Raw genomic sequence first — 18,441 nt, 5'->3', positions numbered from 1 at the left:
GATGACCACCACGACGCACGGCACGTCCTTCTGGGACCGGATCGGCCCCTACTCGGGCGCCAGGAACAAGCTCGCTCTCGGCATGTTCGCGGTCCTGCTGCTGTCCTACGTGCTCAACGCCATGGACCGGCAGCTCTTCTCGATCCTGGCGCCGGACGCACGCGACGAGCTGGGCCTGACGGTGCCCGAGATCGGGCTCGCCACCACGATCTTCACCCTGGGCATGGGGCTCGCCGCGCTGCCGACGGGGTTCCTGCTGGCACGGCTGAAGCGCCGTTCGGTCGTCCTGGTCGGCCTGGTGATCTTCTCGGCCGCGATCGTCCTGACCGCCTTCGCGCAGGGTCTGGCCGACCTCCTCGTGTACCGGTTCGTCCTCGGCATCGGCGAGTCGATGCAGCTCACGGCGCTGCTGGCCATCGGGACGACCTACTTCCTCAACCATCGCGGGATCGCGGCGTCGTCGCTGAACTTCACCTTCGGGATCGGCGCGATCATCGGACCCAACCTGGGGGCGGTGATCCTGAGCGCTCATGGATGGAAGGTGCCGCTCGTCTCGTTCGGCCTGGCCGGCATCCCGGTCTTCATCCTCATCGTCGCCCTGGTCCGCTCGTGGTTCACGGAGTACGACGCGGCGGACGACGGTGGCCGCGCGGCGGTGCGGCCCGCCGACGTCCCGGTCGATCCGGTCACCCATGCGGCCGAGCCGGGCGCATCGAGCCTGCTCGACCGAGGCCCCGTGCTGCTCGCGGTCGCCACCGCCTTCGCGGGCCTGGCGATCTACGGATACCTGGGTCTCTACCCGACCTATCTGCGCGAGCAGCTCGGGTTCAGTCCCGAGGACGCCGGCTTCGCCGTCAGCCTCTACGGCCTGGGCGCGGTGCTCTCACTCGTCGGAGGATGGCTCGGCGACCGCTACGACTTCCGGATCGTCCTCGCCGTGTCCCTGGTGGTCTCGGCGGTATCGGGCTATCTGCTGTTCACCGAGATCTCCTCGCTGGCAGCACACGCCGCGTTGTCCTTCGTCTTCGGTGGCGCGATCTCGGGCATGGTCTACGCGAACCTCTCGGCCGGGATCATCAAGTCGATGAAGCGCTCGCTGGCGAGCCGGGGCTCCGGCCTGTTCGTCACCGCGCTGTACCTCCCGGCGGCGTTCGCCGGATACCTGCTGGGAACCCTGTCCGACCACCTGGGCTGGACGGAAGCGGCGCTCATCCAGCTCAGCGCCTTCTCGATCGTTTCGGCGGTGCTCTCCCTGGCGGCCCGGCCGAAGGTCCGTTCAGGGGACGCCAGGTAACCCATCAACAGTCACGTCGAAGGAGGGTTCGATGACCGACCAGCAATCCAGAGACGACGCCACGCAGAGCCAGCGACTGAGCCGGCGGAACTTGATCAGGGGCGGTGGTGCCGTCGCGGTGGGCGCCGGCCTCGCCGGGCTTCCCTCCGCCGCTCACGCCGGCGAGTCCGCAGCCGAGGGCGCGGCGGCTGCGACCGAGCCGGGCGTTCCGGTCCCCGGGTGGGATCGGGTGGGCATCATCGAGGGGACCGGAGGTGGCACGGTTCCCTACCGGGCCCCCGCCGGACTGCTCGACTTCCTGGACCCGAACGAGTACCTCCACAACATGGAGATCGTCTCGTTCGTCCCCGGCATCCAGATCAGCGGGGGCGAGCCGCTGATGACCATGTGGGCCGAGGGTTCACGGCGGCTCATCGCGGGCGGCAGCGGCTTCCTGGACGTCACCGACCCCAAGAATCCGGTCGCCGTCGGCCAGGGCCGGATCCCGGGCCAGAAGATCGTGGTCTACTCCGACGAGATCGACAAGTGGCTCGTGGTCACCAGCCACCAGCGGGCCCTGACGGCGCCGAACCCGCAGTACCCCCGCGGCAAGTACCACCCGGAGTACGCGCAGACGGCGTGGGACGACAACGGCTTCAAGGGCATTCGCGTCTACGACGCGTCGGACCCCGAGAACGTCACGCTGCTCTCCGAGTTCAGCACGGGGGCGAGCGGGAGCGGCACCCACCACAACTTCTACGACGGCGGCAGGTACGCCTATCTCGACTGTGGCTTCGACGACACCCTCCGCATGGAGAGCAGCGAGCGGGTCCTCAGCAACGGCGTCATGATCGTCGACATGTCCGACCCCACGAAGGTCGAGGAGGTGTCGCGCTGGTGGGTCCCCGGCCAGCGATTCGATGAGGAGGAGGAGTACAACAAGTACCCCTTCGCCGGCGACCAGACCTCGTGGACGGGCAACCACGGCGCCATGACGGTTCCCAAGAGGGTCGAGGACGGCGGCAAGGTCGGCTACGGCGGCTGGGGACGGTTCGGGATGTACGTCCACGACCTGTCGGACATCAGGAACCCGAAGGTCTACGGCAAGTTCGAGCACCCGCTCGAGAACGCGGGCGGCATTCCCTACCACACCATCTATCCGACGGTCGTCCCGCCGGGGGCCAACCCGCGCCTGCGGAACAAGGTCATCGGCGTCTACGAGGGCCTCGAGCCGGACGGCCGCGAGCCCTGGCACACGAGCTACGTGCTGGACGTCAAGAACCCCAGGAACCCCAAGCTCGACGGCATCTTCCCCCGTCCGCTGCCGCCTCGCGACGCGCCCTATGACGACTTCAGCCAGTCCCGCGGCCGGTTCAGCGCGCACAACTGCCAGGGGTGGGTCGCGCCGGGGCCGATGCGGCCGGAGATCGTCGCCCTGACCTACTTCTCCGCCGGGCTCCGCCTCTACGACATCAGCGACACCACCGATCCGAAGGAGGTCGCGTACTTCGTTCCCGCCCGGATCGGCGAGGACCTCAACGACTACACGACCTGGCGGCGGGGCACCTCGGAGACCGTGTTCATCGAGTGGGACCGCAACCTCATCTGGCTGGGCACGCGGCACGGCACGTACTGCCTGTCGTCGCGGGCGCTCGGCACACCGGTCCTGAAGCCGCAGCGGGTCCGCGAGTGGTCGGTGCCGCACGTGAACCGGCCCACGCTCTGAACGGGTCCTCTCGGAGGCCGTGAGCCAACGGTCCGGACGCTGCCGAGGTCCAAGGAGGCGCCCCTCACCTGCGGGAACGCAGGTGGGGGGCGCTTTCGTCCGTCGCGGTGTCGAAACGGGCCGGAGTCCTTCGTAGAGGAGGTGGACGGCCGCCCAGGAGGGGCGCCCGGGGTAACGGAAGGACGTTCCTCATGACCACCATGACGGAGCCGAGGACGGTCGTGACACCCGGCGCCGGCCGCCGGATGTGGGCGATCCTGGGGCTGGTGCTGCTGGCCGACGCGCTCGACGTGATCGATGCGACGGTCACGAACATCGCGGCGCCCACCATCGCCGGCGAGCTCGGTGGCGGTGCGGGTCTGATCACCTGGCTGGGACCGGCGTACATGCTCGCCATGGGCGTGCTGCTCGTGCTCGGCGGACGGCTGGGCGACAAGTTCGGCCAGCGCAGGCTCTTCCTGATCGGCATGGGTGGGTTCACCCTGGCCTCGGCGGTCGCCGGGTTCTCGCCCGACCCGGCCCTGCTCATCGTCGCCCGGGTGGCCCAGGGAGCGTTCGGCGCGCTGCTCATCCCGCAGGGCATGGCGATCATGACGAAGGCGTTCAGCCGCGAGCTGCTCGCCAAGGCGTTCGGGCTGTTCGGCCCGGTTCTCGGTCTCTCCAGCGTCGGCGGCCCGGTCCTGGCCGGGTTCATCATCAGCGCCGACCTGTTCGGTCTGTCCTGGCGCCCGATCTTCCTCGCGAACATCGTCCTCGGCGTCGTCGGGCTGGTCCTGGCGGCCAGGATCCTGCCGCGCGACGACGGCGACCGCTCCACCGTCGTCGACGGCTGGGGCTCGGGCTTGCTGGGAGTCACCATGATCGGGCTGCTGTACGGCCTGATCGAGGGCTCGACCCACGGCTGGGGCGCCCTCGCCGTCGGCTCGATCACCGTCGGCGTCGCCTTCATCGCCGTCTTCGCCCGGCGTCAGCGCACGGCCACCCACCCACTCATCACGCCCTCGCTCCTGAAGAACCGGGGCTTCACCTCCGGAATGGTCGTGGGCCTGGCCGTCTTCGCCGCCGGCAGCGGCCTGCTCTTCGTGCTGTCGCTGTTCCTGCAGGTAGGGCTGCATGCCGGCCCGCGGGACGCAGCGCTCGGCATGGTGCCGCTCACCCTGGGGCTCATCGTCGCCGCGTTCGCCGCCATGGCCGGCCTGGTCGCCACGCTCGGCCGCAGGCTCGTGGTCATCGGCCTCGCCGTCGACCTCGTCGGGTGCGGCTGGGTGCTGGCCCTCGTCGACCACTCCGGGACGAGCCTCGGCCTCTGGGCGCTGGCCCCGGCGTTCTTCGTCATCGGCATCGGCACCGGCCTCTGCTTCGCCACGATCCCCGCCGTCGCTCTCGGCGACGCGAAACCCGACGAGGCCGGCAGCGCCAGCGGTTCGCTCAGCTCGATCCAGCAACTCGCGTCAGCCATCGGCTCGGCCGTGGTCGCCTCGATCTTCTTCCACGCCGCGACCTCCGGCTTGGACCACGCCATGAAGATCGGCCTCGTCGTCGTACTGGCCGTCACCGCCCTCTGTCTCCCGGTCGTCGCCCTGATGCCCCGGACGGCACCATCGCAACCCCAGGAGTGAGCTCGCCGGAGCGGGCCGGCCGGCGTCAGCCGGTCTGGGCCCCCGCGGACCAGTCGGGCAGCTGCTGCAGCGCCCACCCGTTGCCGTCCGGGTCGGAGAAGTAGACGAACCGGCCCCACGGCTGGTCGTCGACGTCGCTGACCTCGATGCCGCGCGCCAGCAGGTCGGCCCGGGCGGCGTCGGCGTCGGCCACCACCATCTGCAGGTTGTCCAGCGACCCGGCCGCCATGCCGGTCAGCCCCTGGCCGATCGCGATCGAACAGGCCGATCCGGGCGGCGTGAGTTGGACGAACCGGACCGTGTCGCTGACCGCGTGGTCGTGGTCGGCGTTGAAGCCCGCCCGTACGTAGAACTCCTTGGCCCGGTCGACATCGGTCACGGGCACGGCCACCAGCTCCAGTTTCATGTCCATGGCGGGAGCGTAGTCCCGGCGGCTCTTCAGTACTTGACGGCGCCGACAGTGTGGCCGCCGGTAGGGGATGACCTTCCTCGACCGCGTCTGGGCAAGGGGTCGTTCAGCGACCACGGGGCGTTCGTCCGGCAGGTCGAGCAGGTCTCGGCCGACTGGATGCGGGCCGGTCGCCTCACCCGCCAGGACCGGCAGGCGGTGCTGGTCGCCGCGGCCCGGGCTCGCGACGAGCTGCGGCCGTAGAACGCGGTCCACGCCGGCCCGGTTGCGTCGTGAGGGACTTGTTCCCGCCATAGCGGGGAAGAACTCCCTCCCGACGCGAGCCGAGGGCGATGCGGGTCGCCTAGATGGTGCCTCGCTCGACGCCCGCGTCGATGAGGTCGAGCATGCCCTCGACCCCGCGGCGCGAGGCGTCGACGTCGGCCGGGCCGGGCCAGCCGACGAACTCGTAGGTGAGCTCGGCCGTCCCGTCCGGGGCGTCGTCGAAGGTGACCGTCACGAGCTCGCTCGGCGACTCGAACCGCAGGGCGACGCGGCGCGGCGGGTCGGCCTCGGCGTACCCGAACCCGAAGGGGATCTCGCTCCGGTCCGCGTCGGAGATCATGACGGCCTCCATCCGCCCGCCCGGCCGGGCGTCGACCCGCATCCGGTCGGCGGGGGTGCGGTAGCCGGGCACGACGAACCACTGCTCGAGCTTGCTCGGCTCGACGAACGCCGCGTAGAGCCGGGCGGCGGTGGCGTGGAACCGGCGGCGGACGGTGAAGCCGCCGCTGTCGTCCTGGTGCTCTGTGTCGCTCATGGTCACCATCGTGGCCGCGCCGCGGTGACGGCCGGAAGTTCCAATCCGGGCCCGCGACACCGGACCAATCAGGCCGTGTGGTCCAGATCACACTGTCGTTCGCGTGCTGTTGCCGCTGCCCGGCCACTCGTCCTTCACGTGGGGTCCTGCCGAAGGCACAGGGAGGCGCCGGGGTGGGCGCTTCGGAAGACGGGGGAATCATGGTGCGCCGCACGCTTGCGTTACTTGCCGCGCTCACGGGGTCGGCGATCATCACGGCTGGTTGCGGGGCGGACGACCCGACGACCACCTCGACGACGTTGACCTACTGGGTCGCGCCGATGACGAGCTCGCTGGAGCAGGACGAGGCCGTCCTCGAGCCGTTCCTGGAGGAGTTCACCCGCTCGACCGGCATCGAGGTCGACGTCGAGGTGGTGCCGTGGAGCAGCCTGTGGGACCGGATCATGACCGCCGTCAGCAGTGGCCGAGGCCCCGACGTCGTCACCATCGGCAAGGCGTGGACCGCGTCGTTGCAAGCCACCGGTGCGCTGCTGCCGTTCACCGACGAGGTGATGGACGAGATCGGGGGAGCGGACAAGTTCGTGCCGGCGACGCTCGAGTCCGTCGGTGTGCCCGGCGAGCCGCCCGCTGCCGTTCCGCTGTACACCACCGCCTACGCGTTGTTCTACAACACGACGCTCTTCGAGGCAGCCGGCATCGCGACCGCCCCGGACACCTGGCAGGAGTTCGTCGACGACGCGAAGCGGCTCACCGTCGACACGGATGGTGACGGCGAACCCGACCAATGGGGCGTGACGATCGTCGGTGGCAGTGGCATCACGGCCGCACACCAGGCGTTCATCCTCGGCCGCCAGCAGGGAGGCTCCCTGTTCGACGACGACGGCGATCCTCAGTTCGACAGCGATGCACAGGTGGCCGCGGTCCAGCGCTACGTCGATCTGATGGCCACCGAGCATGTGGTCGCGCCCGGCAACGCCGAGTACACGTCGGCCGTCGAGGCCATCGACCAACTCGTCTCCGGCGGGGCGGCCATGTTCTTCGGACAGTCGGTGCACGAGAGCGTTCTCGCCGACATTGGCTTCGAGGACTACGCGGTCGCGCCGCTGCCTGTCCTGGATCCGCTGCCGGCGGGCGGCCGCGACGTCCGGAGCTTCGTGGGTGGCAGCAACATCGCGGTGTTCGCCGACACCGGCCACCGGGATGCTGCCCTCTCCCTGGTGGAGTTCCTCACCAGGCCCGGCGTTCAGGCGGACTGGACCGCGCAGATCGACACGCTCCCGGTGGTGACCGCGGCCTACGACGAGGGCGACGACCTGGCCGAGGCCACCCGCGTCTTCGCCTCCGTCCTGCGGGACCATGCCGAGGCGATGCCGCAGGTGCCCGACCACGCCCAGATGGAGACCCTGGTGGGTGGGGCCATCACCGACCTCATCGCCCAGGCCGCCACCGGCCCGGTGACCGAGGACGACGTACGGGCGGCTCTCGCCGAGGCGGACGCCCAGCTGACGGCGTCTCGTTGAGCCGTGGTGCGAAACGGTGGCTGCCCTACGCGCTGATCGGGGCGGCGCTCGTCGTCGAGCTCGTGGTGCACGTCGTACCGGTCCTGCTCGGCATCTGGTTCGCCTTCACCGGGCTGGACCGGGCGACGATCGGCGACTGGACCGGAGCGCCCTTCGTCGGTCTGCAGAACTTCCGCACCGGACTGGACCCGGTGGGCCCGATCGGTGCCGCTTTCTGGGCGACGCTGGCCCGGACGGCGTTGTTCACGATCATCGTGGTGCCTGTCGCATGGTCGATCGGTGTGGTGGTCGCGTGGCTCATGGCGACGCCGTTCCGCGGCCGAGGCCTCCTGCGGGTGCTCTTCCTGGTGCCGTTCGCGGTGCCGGGATTCGCGGCGGCCATCGGGTGGTCGTTCATGTTCGGCCGGGACCACGGCGCCGTCAACCGGTTGCTCGTCGACGATCTGGGGGTTCTGTCCGACCGGCCGTTCTGGTTGATCGGTGACCACGCCTTCTGGGTGGTGGCGATCGTCTGGATCTGGAACGCCTGGCCGCTCGCCTACCTCATGTCGTCCGCGGCGATGTCGGCGATCCCGGCCGACGTCCACGACGCGAGCGTGCTCGACGGTGCCTCGCGCTGGCGGCAACTCTGGAGCATCAGCCGGCCGATCTGCCGGCCGGTCGACGCCGTCGTGATCCTCGTCCTGTCGCTGGGGGCGTTCAACGAGTTCGGGATCCCGTTCGTGCTCTTCGGCCCTCGTCCGCCGGAGTCGGCGACGCTCCTCGCGGGGCTCGTCTACGGCAACTCCTTCGCCAACGCCGAGTTCGGGGTCGGTGCTGCGATGAATCTGCTGGTCGCCACCTTGTTGGTGGCCGGCGTCCTCACCTATGCGCGCACCGCGATGCCCCGCGGGAGTGGCCGTGCGTGAGGGGGCGGGGTTCCGGTGGTTCCGCAGGGTCGCGTTGACGGTGGTCGCGCTGTTCACGGCCGCTCCGCTCTGGGTGATCGTGTCGTCGTCGATCGTGCCGCCGGCCGACGTGCGCGGACCGTTCCACTGGATCCCGAGGAGCGTCACCCTCGCGCCGTACCTCGACACCTGGGCGACCACCGGACTCGGCCGCTCTCTGGTGAACAGTGTGGTCGTCGCGGCCGCGGCGACCGCTGCGTCCGTCGTCGTCGCCGTGTTCGCCGCGTATGCCATCGCGAGGTTCGACTTCGCCGGCCGGCGCGCCTTCGGCCTCCTCGTGCTGAGCACCCAGGTGATGCCAGCGATGGTCGTGTTCCTGCCGCTGTTCGTCGTCTACGCGGCCTTCGACCGGTGGTGGGGCATCGGCCTGATCGGGTCGCACGGCGGCCTGATCCTGACCTACCTCGCTTTCTCCCTGCCGGTCTGCATCTGGGTGCTGACCGGTGTGTTCGCCGACGTCCGCCGCGACCTCGAGGACGCCGCGGCCATGGACGGACTGGGCCGGGTCGGGACCCTCCTGCGGGTGGTGCTGCCGATCGCGCGGCCGGCGCTGGCGGCGGTCGCGGTGCTGTCGTTCGCGCTGGCCTGGGGCGAGGTGATGATGGCGTCCGTCCTGACCACCCAGGACACCAGGACGGTGGCCGTGGGGCTGCAGTCCTATCTGTCGGCCCCGTCGGTCCAGTGGAACCAGCTGATGGCGGCCTGCGTCATCAGCTCGATCCCCGCGGTGGCCGGCTTCGTGGCCATCAGACGGTATCTGATGCGTGGGTGGACGCACCCGCTGTAGTACTGGTCAGAGCCCCGTGCGCGGTGGCAGCAGGCCCTTGTTCCGGGCTGCTTCGACGGCTTCCTCGCGGTTGTTCACCCGCAGCTTCCGGTAGATGTTCTTGCGATGGTTGCGGACGGTGTCGGGCGAGAGGTGGAGCGCGGCCGCGATGGCGGGAATCGTCGTGTTGACGACGAGCAGCTCCAGCACTTCCCGTTCGCGCTCGCTGATGCTGGAGGGCGGCCTGGCGAAGCGGAATGGCGTCGCGGGAAGTCCGGCGAGCTGGCCGAACATCGCGCCTGCGCCTGGGGCGTCCGAGGCCGCCAGCTCGTCGCGAACCCGTTGATCGGTGAGGGCGAGAGTGAAGAGCCACTGATCCGGTGACTCGAGCATTTCGATGGCGGCTCGACGGATCACGCCGGCCCGGTCCTCGTCCGTCGATCCGGAGCGGATGGTGCTGCCCGCATGGATCAGGAGCAGGGTGATCCTGTCTCGCATCGACGTGGCGGCCGGCCAGTCGTCGGGCCGGCTGAGCGTGCGGACCATCGTCTCGCGGCGGAGCACCTCGTTGAACCTGGCCTTGGTGACGATCTCGATGGGGGAGGAACCCATGGTCCGGATCAGCTGTTCGGCGTGATCGGTGTCGCCCAGGCTCAGCCAGAGTTCCGCCTCCGCGGTGTCGAGCAGGATGTGCATCAGCCTGGCCGGGGCGCCCCGGAAGCGGAGTTGCGCGCTCCGATGCCGGTGGATCTCATCAATCGCCACCCGCTGAGTGCCGAGCAGGAGTGCGGCCTTGGCCCGGATGTGGAGCAGGCAGGCGCCGCCGAAGTTGTCGGGCAGGAATGTCCGGGAGACCGCGTTGCGCTGGTGATACTCGGCCCAGTCGAGGCGGTCGAGGGCGAGCAACGCGCGTGCCGCCGCCAGCATGGACCGATCCAGCGGGTGGTAGATCCAGGTGTTGGTCTCGTCGTCGAGGCCGGCGGCTCTCTCCACCCAGTGCGAGGCGACGGGCGCTTCGCCGCGCAACGCGAAGATCAATGCGAGATGCGCGGCGGCAGGGATCCGGCGAGGTCCGGCCATCGAGTTGGTGATCTCGAGGAACTCCGCGGCGCGGAGCAGCTCACCGGCGAACAACAGGCCGACACCCAATTGGAAATAGACCCCATCGCGATGGTGCGCGCCGGCATCGTCGAGGGACTCGATCCGATCGGCGAGGTCGACCAGTTCGTCGAATCTATTCCGTCGACGCAATGCCACCAGCAATGCCGCCAAGGCACTCATGCGCAGATCGGGGTCGTCGATGAGGTGGACGGATCTGAGCAATGGGTCGAGGTGGCGATCGCCGCGGAGCTGGTCGCTCGGGGTGAATTTCCGGATCGCCTCCGACCCGAGGACGTAGATCGGATGCTCGTCGGCGATCTCGGGCGTGATGATGGCGGCCGCCTGCAGCAGGAGCTCTCCGTTCGTGCGGACCACCAGGGGCCAGTCACGGTCGAGAATGCGTGCGGCAGCAGGGGCGTCACCTCTGTCGATCGCCGCCCGGAGCTCGTCTTCGATCATGTCGCTGCCCACCCCCGTATCCCCTCGGCAGCGGAGCCTATACCTGATCGCCGGTGTGTTCGCCGTCACACCGCCGTCGTCCGCGGACCCCGCTGAACCGCCTGTTCGGCCGCTCGCATGAGGTGAATATCCGGATATGAGCGGTATGTCTGAACTTTTCCACCGTTATGTCCGAATCGAGTGATCCGTGATATCCGCAGGATGGCGACCGTGGGACCCCGCAATTCGGACGGGCTAAAGGGGGGCTAGTCATTCCGGTGCAAGGGCTATTTAATGCGATAACCCTTCTGATTCGCGACATTTTCGCGATAGATGTTTCCCCGGCGCTTCGAGCGATAAACGAGCGCACATCGGACATCGATAGAGCCATTGGTTGATCGGCCGCCGACGTGGCTGTGCCGCGTTGCTGGAGGGAGCAGACGATGTATCACACCCCAGGGATCACGACCGGGATCGGCGGAGGCGCCGCCGGAGCCGGGGCGCTCGCCATGACGGGAGCCACGACGTTCGCGTATGTGGCCGCCGGTGTGACGCTGCTCCTGGGCGGCCTGCTGCTCCTGCGCACCTCGCGAATGCGCCGCGCGGCGACGACGCAGGACTGACCCGTGTCCGCTGTGGAGGCCCGCGCGCTGTCCGCGCCGTTGTTGTCGCCGTCCCGGGTCGTCCGCCTCGCCCTGGCCGCCGGCCTCGTGCTGCTCGGCGTCCATCTCGTGATGAACGCCGCGTCGTTCCGGCTCCTCGAGAGCCGTCTCGCCGGTCTGGTCACCGCGGTGGTCTTCGGCCGGGACGTCCATACGATGACGGCCGAGCCGGTCTTCGTCATCCAGCGGGTCGTCGGGGACGACACCACCTGGTTCGCGTTCACACTCACACCGCAGTGCAGCGCGTTGTACTTCCTGATCCCTCTGACCTTCATCGGGGCCTTCGTGCTCGCGTCGGGCCGGTCGACGGTCACCACGCTCCTGGTCGGGATCGTCGCCGCCGGTGCTCTCCTCGAGCTCATCAACCTGGTACGCATCGAGGCGCTGGTGTTCGCCCTGCTCCAGGGTGGCTCATCGATGTTCGGCTGGGTCCACGACACGGTGGGCTCGGCGGCGATGGCCGCTGGTTTCGCGGTCGCGCTCATCGTCTTCTTCAAGCTCGGCTTCTTCGGCCGCCGGGATCGACGTCGCCGGGCACCTGTGAGCGGGGCGCGGCATGTACGCCATTGAGACTGCCGCCAGCGTCGTCATCTGCTTGTCGATGGTCTATCTCCTGATGCTGATGGGCGCCGGCCTCGTCCAGCTCCGCCGTGCCCGCGCGCGCCTCGCGGTGCAGGGCACGGCGACGTACGGCTCGGCGGTCGTCGCGACCCCGGTCGAGACGCCCGTCTACTTCCTGGTGCCCTGCCTCAATGAGGAGGCCGTGATCGGGCAGACCGTCGCGGGCCTCACGAAGCTGGCCGGGACCACGACCGTCGTGATCGACGACGGCTCCGACGACCACACGGCCCGGTGCGCGGAGCAGGCCGGCGGTTTCGGCGTCGAGGTGCTGCGCCGGGACCTGCCGGAGGCCCGGCGCGGCAAGGGCGAGGCACTCAACGCCGGTGTCGCCTGGGTTCGTCGCCGGGTCGCCGAGCTGGGCCAGGACCCGGAGCAGGTGATCGTCTGCGTGATGGATGCCGACGGTCGTCTCTCCGACGGTGCGTTGGATCATGTCCTGCCACTCTTCGCCGACGAGAAGGTCGGGGGAGTACAGCTCCAGGTGCGGATTCGCAACCGCGGCTCGTTCCTGACCCGGTTCCAGGACTACCAGTTCTGGGCGATCGCCGCGGTCACGCAGTTCGGGCGGCAGGCGACGGGGACGGTGAGCCTCGGCGGCAACGGCCAGTTCGCGCGATTGTCGGCCCTGAACATGGCCGGCGAGAAGCCCTGGTCGGCCTCGCTCACGGAGGACCTCGACCTCGCGATCACCCTTGCGCTCCAAGGCTGGGAGCTCCAGAGCACGCCGCACGCCTCCGTCGACCAGCAAGCCGTGGAGAGACTCGGGCCGCTCGTCCGTCAGCGCACGCGCTGGTACCAGGGGCACATGATGGCCATCCTCCGGCTGCCGGAGATCTGGCGATCACGTGAGCTGAGCCACGGGAGGGCCCTCGAGCTCACCTCGTACTGCCTGGTCCCGTGGCTGCTCGACCTGCCGTGGTCGATCCTCTTCCACTACTGCCTGATCATGCTCGTGCTGCGGTGGAACGATCTGTCGATCCTCAGCAGTGGTGACGGCACCGCGACGGTGATCATCGCGGCCGCCTTCTACCTGCTGGCCTTCGCGCCCGCGCTCGCCACCGGGTTGATCTATCACCGACGAGACCGGCGATGGGGACTGCTCAAGAGCCTGGCGATGGGCAATGCGGTCATCGTCACGAACTACCTCTCCTTCGCCTGCGTCTGGCGTGCACTGTTCCGGATCCTGCGCGGGCAGACGTCGTGGGACAAGACCTCGAGGATCCGGGAGACCGGAGGACAGCCGTCGCCTGCAGCGACGGGTGCGGCTGCCGCAGTCGCACCGGTCCTATCGACACAAGCGGGCGTCGACGGCGCCGGTGAGTGGAAACCGTCGAGAGCGAAGGGCTCTCGGCTCGACAGGAAGAGAGCACAATGAGGAAGACACTGCACAGGGCATCGCGGGTGCTCGCGACAGCCGGGTTGTGCGCGGGACTCGCGTTCTCGGGCTCTGCCGTCGCAACCGCCGAGCCCGCGACGGGCACCGGCACACAGGCGAACCTGCTCTACTCGGTCAACGGCTCGGCGTTCTCGGACACGCTGACCGCGCAACGTGGTGATGTGGTCACCGCGCGACTGTTCTACAACACGACGAAAGCCACGAATGTCACGGACGCGTCGCTGACGACCCAGATCCCGGACGGGTTCACCTACGTGCCGGGCAGCACTCGCAACGTGCTCGCCCCGTCGGGCGACTTGGCGGCCGGGATCGCCGGGACCGAGACCAAGATCGCGACCATCGACGACTCGGTGTGGTCGGGCGGCGACCTGCAGGTCTCGCCGTCGGCCGGCTTCTACGGTGAGCCGAACGACTCGCAGACCGGCCTGCTCCGCATGGGCCTCAAGCGCTACCTCAACTTCAACCAATGCCAGTGGTTCGCGACGGACAACTCGATCGACCGGATCTCGAGCGCCGTGCCCACACCGAACGGCAACTTCTCGGCCCACACGAACGTGTCGAACACCGCTCAGACCACCCCCGACTGCACGACGGTGTCTGCCGGTTTCACGCTCAACACGAACCAGAGCACCGTGCTGGCCTTCGACCTGCTCGGCACTCGGTACTTCAATCTCACTCAGTGCCAGTGGTACGACCCGGACAACAGCATCGACCGGATCACCAACTGGCTCCCGACGCCGAACGGTAACTGGTCCGCCATTTCAAACGTGTCGAACACGGCTGACACCACCGCCAACTGCAACACTCCGACGTCGGCTCTGACACTCAACCCCAACCAGAGCACGGTGTTGCCACTGGATCTGACCAGCGGCCGGTACCTCAATCTCACTCAGTGTCAGTGGAACTCGACCGAGGACACGACCGACCGGATCACCAGCCTGGTGCCGACACCGAACGGCAACTGGTCCGCTGGCACGAACGTGTCGAACACGGCCGGCACCACCCCCAACTGCACGACGTCGGCCGGTTCGCAAGGCGATCTGGCCCTCAACCCGAACCAGAGCGACGTGCTGCCGCTGGACCTTTCCGACACGACGCGCGGCGAGGGGTACATCCAGTTCGCGTTCACCTCTGACGCGCCGGTGGCTGCGTCCTGCGACGCCCCGGTCTCGCTGCCGGAGACCACGTCGACCAACACGGGCACGCTCAACGGCGCCGGCACCGGCTCGCCGGAGTCGTCGGCGACCGTCACCCTCGAGGCGTACGCCGACACGGCGGACGACTGCCCGCTGTCGGCGATCGACGACGAGGCGACCACCATCCGCTACACCCCGAAGGAGATCGACGTGCTCGGCAACGACACCGTCCCGTCCGGGGTGACGCCCACGGTCACCGGACCGACGTCAGGCCCGGCGAACGGCTCGGTCGCGTACAACGGCGACGGAACCTTCACGTACACGGCCAACCGGGGCTTCCTCGGCCCCGACTCGTTCACCTACACGATCACCGACGGTGCGGGAAACACCTCGGTTGCCACCGTGACGGTCATCGTGACCGACGAGAACGGGAAGTTCCCGCTCGTCACCCCGCTCATGGCCGCGGCAGCCGGCGTGCTCGGCATCGGGTACCTCGGTCTGCGCCGCCGCCGCGAGGCCGCGTCGCACTGACCTGGTTCCACCCACCCAGGAGACGGGGTGCCCGGTGGTGCGGGTCGCCGGGCACCCCGTCGTGCGACAGGACGTGCTGTGTGATCGGGGGAGCAATGGTGATGAGACTGACCGACGGACGCAAGCGGGTGGCGTTCCTCTACGGAACCAGGCCCGAGGCGATCAAGATGGCGCCGGTCGTGGCGGCGGTGCGGCGAACTGCGGGGTTGATGCCCGTCGTCGTCACCTCGGGGCAGCATCGGGAGATCCTGGACCAGGTCAACGACCTGTTCGGCATCGTCCCCGACCGCGACCTGGACCTGCTGCGGCCGGGGCAGACACTCGACGGCGTGATGGCCGGCGCGCTGCGCGGGTTCGGCGACTACCTGGACGAGCGGCCGGTGGACGCCGTCGTCGTCCAGGGCGACACGAGCACCGCGTTCGCGGGCGCTCTCGCGGCCTACCACCGCCAACTCCCGGTCGTGCACGTCGAGGCCGGGCTACGCACGCAACACCTGTACTCGCCGTTCCCGGAGGAGGGGAACCGCCGGTTCATCGGCGTCGTGGCGGACCTGCACTGTGCCCCGACCCGGGCCGCGGCGGCCAACCTACTGGCGGAGAACGTGCCCGCGGAGCGGATCATCGTCACGGGGAACACGGTGATCGACGCGCTCATGTGGGCGGTCGAGCGCCAGCGGGTGACCGAGGATCCATTCGTCGACGCCGCGATCGCCGCGGGACGGCGGATCGTCACCGTCACCCTGCACCGGCGTGAGTCGTGGGACGGCGGCATCCGCGCGGTCGCCGACGCGGTGGCTCGCGTCGCCCGGCGGCATCCCGAGGTGCTCGTCGTCCTCCCGATGCATCCCAACCCCGTCGTCCGCGCGGAGCTGCGACCGCTGCTCGACCCGGTGCCGAACGTCCACCTCGCCGCGCCGATGGCCTATGCGCCCTTCTGCCGGTTGCTCGCCGGCTCGGCTGTCGTCGTCACGGACTCCGGCGGTGTCCAGGAGGAGGCGCCGACCCTGAACGTCCCGGTGATCGTCACCCGGGAGACGACGGAACGGCCGGAGGCGGTCCACGCGGGCGCGGCCGTGCTCGTCGGGACCGACCGCGACCGCATCGCCACGACGCTGGAGGAGCTGCTCGCCGACGAGCTCCTCCACCAGCGGATGGCGTCGGCGCCGAGTCCGTTCGGGGACGGGCGCGCGGCCGAGCGGATCGCGGTCGCGATCGGCGACCTGCTGTCCGCGGGCCGGCTCGCGGCCACGGACGACCGCGTGGGCGCGTTCGCCTCGTAGTCGTCCGGCCTCCGTCCGGGGTCACCCGCCGCGCAGGGGTCGGCGGGTGACCCGGGCTGGAGGGACTCGTTCCCGCTAGGGCGTGTCTGGCGGATCAAGGCGCGTTCGACGGATCAATGGGCCCGCGGCCCCGGATCCCGGTTGATCATGGAGAAGGTCGGCTCCAGAGGCGCGCCAGACCCGACCTTCTCCATGATCAACAACAGCCGTTGGCGCGGCGTGGCCCTGAGGGTGCCTGACGGACACCCCCGTGGCCGCCTCGTGTCGCGGCCTTCGGCCCGACAACCTCATGCTCCCCACGCGAGTGAGGACGTCCGCCGATGACAGTCGTTCCGATGATCATGTTCTCTCACGGCGGTGCCCGGGTCAGTACTTGTTGCGGTTGGGCAGGCCGAGCTCGTCGCGGAAGGCGTTCTCGGTGTAGTCGAAGTCGTAGTCGGGGTCGATCTCTTCGTCGGTCTCGCCGTCGTCGTCGTGGTCGAAGGGCAGGCCGACGTTCTGCCGCTCGATCAACGGCGTGCCGTCGGAGTATTCCTCGTCGTCGCCGAACTCGTCGCTCGAGCCGCTGCGGTACTGGTTGATGTGGCCCAGCTCGTGGAAGAAGAAGACCGACGGCGGCGTGATGTCGTAGTCCTCGGTGTAGCCCATGTCGTAGCCGGGGGAGGTGTGGTTGACGTCGAGCTCGACGCGGAAGTCGTCGCCGGAGTAGGAGGCGCTGTTGTTGCCGCCGGGGTGCTCGCCGATGGTGACCTTGTCCTTGCCGAACCCGAGGAAGCCGGAGTCGTCGTAGTGCTCGCCCATGCGTTCGAGCATCTTCTGGCCCGTCGGGCCGGACGCCATCATGTGCAGGTCGGCCAGCACGCGGTCCCGGAACTCCGGTGAGCCCCCGACCTCGATCTCGAGCCAGCGCAGGTACTCCTCCTCGGACGGGATCTCGACGATGACGACGTGCTCGTCGCCGGGCGCGCTGTCGCCCTCTTCGGCGTAGACCGTGTCGGACCCGAGCTCGCCGTCGATGGTGTCCTTGCCGCCGCCGGCGTAGACGGTGTCGTTGCCGGTGCCGCCGAAGATGCGGTCGTCGCCGTAGCCGCCGGAGATGGTGTCGTGGTGATCGCCGCCGAAGACGCGGTCGTCGCCGGTCGCGCCCTCGAGGTAGTCGCGTCCGTCGCCGCCGATGACGACGTCGTCGCCGTCCATGCCGTAGATGACGTCGTCGCCGAGCCGGCCGGCGAGCACGTCGTTCCCGGCGCCGCCGTCGACGTAGTCGTCGCCGCGGCCGCTGCTGACGTAGTCGTCGCCGGTGCCGGTCTCGATGGTGTCGATGCCGTCGCCGCCGAACACCTCGACGTCGCCCTCGGAGCCCTGGGCCTCGACGGTGTCGTCGCCCGCGCCGGTGGCGAACCGCACGTGGACGGCCGTGCCGCGGGGCACCAGGATCTCGTCGCTGCCGCGGCCGGTGTTGATGACGACCTCTTCACCCGCCGCGATGCGCTCGGTCGTGACGTTGCCGGACGCGTCGGTGATGCTGACCACCGTCTCGCCGGTGTCGGGGTCGATGGTCACCTCGACGCGGTCGTCGCCGTCGCCCGTGGTGACGACGGTGGTGCCGTCGAGCGAGGTGGTCTGGACGCCGTAGGTGGTGCCGGTCGGGACGTCCCAGCCGGGGTCGGTGCCCTCGGCAGCGTCGGACCACGACTCGGCCAGCGCGTAGACGTCGCGGCCCAGTTCGAGGAGGGTCGCGTCCCGGGTCCGCACCAGGGCGATCGCGTCGTTGACGATGCCCTCGGCGGTCTCGAACTCCGTGTGGACGTGGCTCAGGTCGTCATCGTCGTTCCACGGCGTGAACGTGACCATGCCGTCGACGCGTTCGGCGGACTTCGTGCCGGCCGCGGCCCGGGCGAAGCTGGCGTCGAGGTCCTCCTGGGCGTCGCGCACGTCGGTCTTGAGCTGGCCGAGCAGGTCGGCGATGAGCCCGTAGGTGTCCGACGCGCTGCCGAGTGCGGTGGCGACCCCTTCGGCGTGGGCGAAGTAGCTGTCGGCCATGGCGCACTCCCAGTTGAGGCGGAGCTCCGCCTCGCGGTTGCGCTGGTTGGTCGCCTCGGTGCCGAAGTCGGTCGCCAGGGTCCGCCAGGCGTTCTGGGCGGTGTCGAGGTAGCCGGTGTCGGCCTGCAGGTCCCAGACGTCGGGGAGCGTGACGGTCATCGTTCGCCTCCGGTG

At 69.3% G+C, this 18,441-nt stretch carries 16 protein-coding genes; 12 read left to right on the top strand and 4 right to left on the bottom strand.

Features of this window, described 5'->3' with window-relative positions:
* The first annotated feature begins 1 nt into the window (after window position 1).
* From HD601_RS24110 to HD601_RS24100, 3 genes are all read left to right on the top strand, one after another.
* Window positions 2-1,294: an MFS transporter gene (locus tag HD601_RS24110; protein ID WP_221441257.1), complete on the top strand. Its 1,293-nt coding sequence runs from the start codon at window positions 2-4 to the stop codon at window positions 1,292-1,294.
* 31 nt (window positions 1,295-1,325) lie between these two features.
* The gene (locus HD601_RS24105; protein ID WP_184826204.1) at window positions 1,326-2,999 is read left to right on the top strand and encodes an LVIVD repeat-containing protein; all 1,674 of its coding nucleotides are present in this window, start codon (window positions 1,326-1,328) and stop codon (window positions 2,997-2,999) included.
* A 191-nt stretch (window positions 3,000-3,190) separates the two neighbouring features.
* Window positions 3,191-4,618: an MFS transporter gene (locus tag HD601_RS24100; RefSeq protein WP_184826203.1), complete on the top strand. Its 1,428-nt coding sequence runs from the start codon at window positions 3,191-3,193 to the stop codon at window positions 4,616-4,618.
* Between the two features lie 25 nt (window positions 4,619-4,643).
* On the opposite strand, the gene HD601_RS24095 is transcribed toward HD601_RS24100, so the two are convergent.
* Window positions 4,644-5,030 carry a VOC family protein gene (locus HD601_RS24095; RefSeq protein WP_184826201.1) on the bottom strand — a complete coding sequence of 129 codons (387 nt, stop codon included), beginning with the start codon at window positions 5,028-5,030 and terminating at the stop codon, window positions 4,644-4,646.
* Window positions 5,031-5,063: 33 nt separating this feature from the next.
* Between HD601_RS24095 and HD601_RS24090 the strand changes: the two genes are divergently transcribed.
* Window positions 5,064-5,270 carry a hypothetical protein gene (locus tag HD601_RS24090; RefSeq protein WP_184826198.1) on the top strand — a complete coding sequence of 69 codons (207 nt, stop codon included), beginning with the start codon at window positions 5,064-5,066 and terminating at the stop codon, window positions 5,268-5,270.
* A 100-nt stretch (window positions 5,271-5,370) separates the two neighbouring features.
* Here HD601_RS24090 and HD601_RS24085 read toward each other — a convergent pair whose 3' ends face one another.
* Entirely contained in the window at window positions 5,371-5,826 is a 456-nt protein-coding gene (locus HD601_RS24085) for an SRPBCC family protein (protein WP_184826196.1), read from the bottom strand.
* A gap of 173 nt (window positions 5,827-5,999) precedes the next feature.
* Between HD601_RS24085 and HD601_RS24080 the strand changes: the two genes are divergently transcribed.
* The 3 genes from HD601_RS24080 to HD601_RS24070 are packed head-to-tail and all read left to right on the top strand — an operon-like array spanning window position 6,000 to window position 9,080.
* Window positions 6,000-7,346 carry an extracellular solute-binding protein gene (locus HD601_RS24080; protein WP_221441256.1) on the top strand — a complete coding sequence of 449 codons (1,347 nt, stop codon included), beginning with the start codon at window positions 6,000-6,002 and terminating at the stop codon, window positions 7,344-7,346.
* Window positions 7,343-8,254 carry a carbohydrate ABC transporter permease gene (locus tag HD601_RS24075; RefSeq protein ID WP_184826194.1) on the top strand — a complete coding sequence of 304 codons (912 nt, stop codon included), beginning with the start codon at window positions 7,343-7,345 and terminating at the stop codon, window positions 8,252-8,254. The genes HD601_RS24080 and HD601_RS24075 overlap by 4 nt, the downstream gene beginning before the upstream one ends.
* Window positions 8,214-9,080 (top strand): carbohydrate ABC transporter permease, encoded by an 867-nt coding sequence (locus HD601_RS24070; protein ID WP_184826192.1) that lies wholly within the window; start codon window positions 8,214-8,216, stop codon window positions 9,078-9,080. Before HD601_RS24075 ends, HD601_RS24070 begins: the two co-directional genes overlap by 41 nt.
* Window positions 9,081-9,086: 6 nt before the next feature.
* Here HD601_RS24070 and HD601_RS35025 read toward each other — a convergent pair whose 3' ends face one another.
* Window positions 9,087-10,619, bottom strand: a complete 1,533-nt coding sequence (locus tag HD601_RS35025; RefSeq protein ID WP_281386346.1) for a LuxR C-terminal-related transcriptional regulator — start codon at window positions 10,617-10,619, stop codon at window positions 9,087-9,089.
* A 422-nt stretch (window positions 10,620-11,041) separates the two neighbouring features.
* Here HD601_RS35025 and HD601_RS24060 point away from each other — a divergent pair, with 422 nt between their 5' ends.
* The 5 genes from HD601_RS24060 to wecB all read left to right on the top strand — a co-directional run bounded on the left by HD601_RS24060 (window position 11,042) and on the right by wecB (window position 16,224).
* Complete coding sequence (locus HD601_RS24060) at window positions 11,042-11,221, top strand: peptidase (RefSeq protein WP_184826190.1); 180 nt, start codon at window positions 11,042-11,044, stop codon at window positions 11,219-11,221.
* Between the two features lie 3 nt (window positions 11,222-11,224).
* Window positions 11,225-11,830: an exosortase/archaeosortase family protein gene (locus HD601_RS24055; RefSeq protein ID WP_184826188.1), complete on the top strand. Its 606-nt coding sequence runs from the start codon at window positions 11,225-11,227 to the stop codon at window positions 11,828-11,830.
* Window positions 11,817-13,256 (top strand): glycosyltransferase, encoded by a 1,440-nt coding sequence (locus HD601_RS24050; protein ID WP_221441254.1) that lies wholly within the window; start codon window positions 11,817-11,819, stop codon window positions 13,254-13,256. Before HD601_RS24055 ends, HD601_RS24050 begins: the two co-directional genes overlap by 14 nt.
* Entirely contained in the window at window positions 13,253-14,944 is a 1,692-nt protein-coding gene (locus HD601_RS24045) for a cadherin-like domain-containing protein (protein ID WP_184826186.1), read from the top strand. Before HD601_RS24050 ends, HD601_RS24045 begins: the two co-directional genes overlap by 4 nt.
* Before the next feature lie 101 nt (window positions 14,945-15,045).
* Window positions 15,046-16,224: a non-hydrolyzing UDP-N-acetylglucosamine 2-epimerase gene (gene wecB, locus HD601_RS24040; protein WP_184826184.1), complete on the top strand. Its 1,179-nt coding sequence runs from the start codon at window positions 15,046-15,048 to the stop codon at window positions 16,222-16,224.
* 366 nt (window positions 16,225-16,590) lie between these two features.
* Here the strand turns inward: wecB and HD601_RS24035 are convergent, their stop codons facing one another.
* A complete protein-coding gene (locus tag HD601_RS24035) occupies window positions 16,591-18,426 on the bottom strand; it encodes a M91 family zinc metallopeptidase (protein ID WP_184826182.1) in 1,836 nt (611 codons plus the stop codon).
* Between the last annotated feature and the right edge of the window lie 15 nt (window positions 18,427-18,441).

The sequence above is a fragment of the Jiangella mangrovi genome, from assembly GCF_014204975.1.
GTDB lineage: Bacteria > Actinomycetota > Actinomycetes > Jiangellales > Jiangellaceae > Jiangella > Jiangella mangrovi.
The sequence above is the reverse complement of the archived record's forward strand: the minus strand, read 5'-3'. Positions and strand labels throughout refer to the sequence as shown.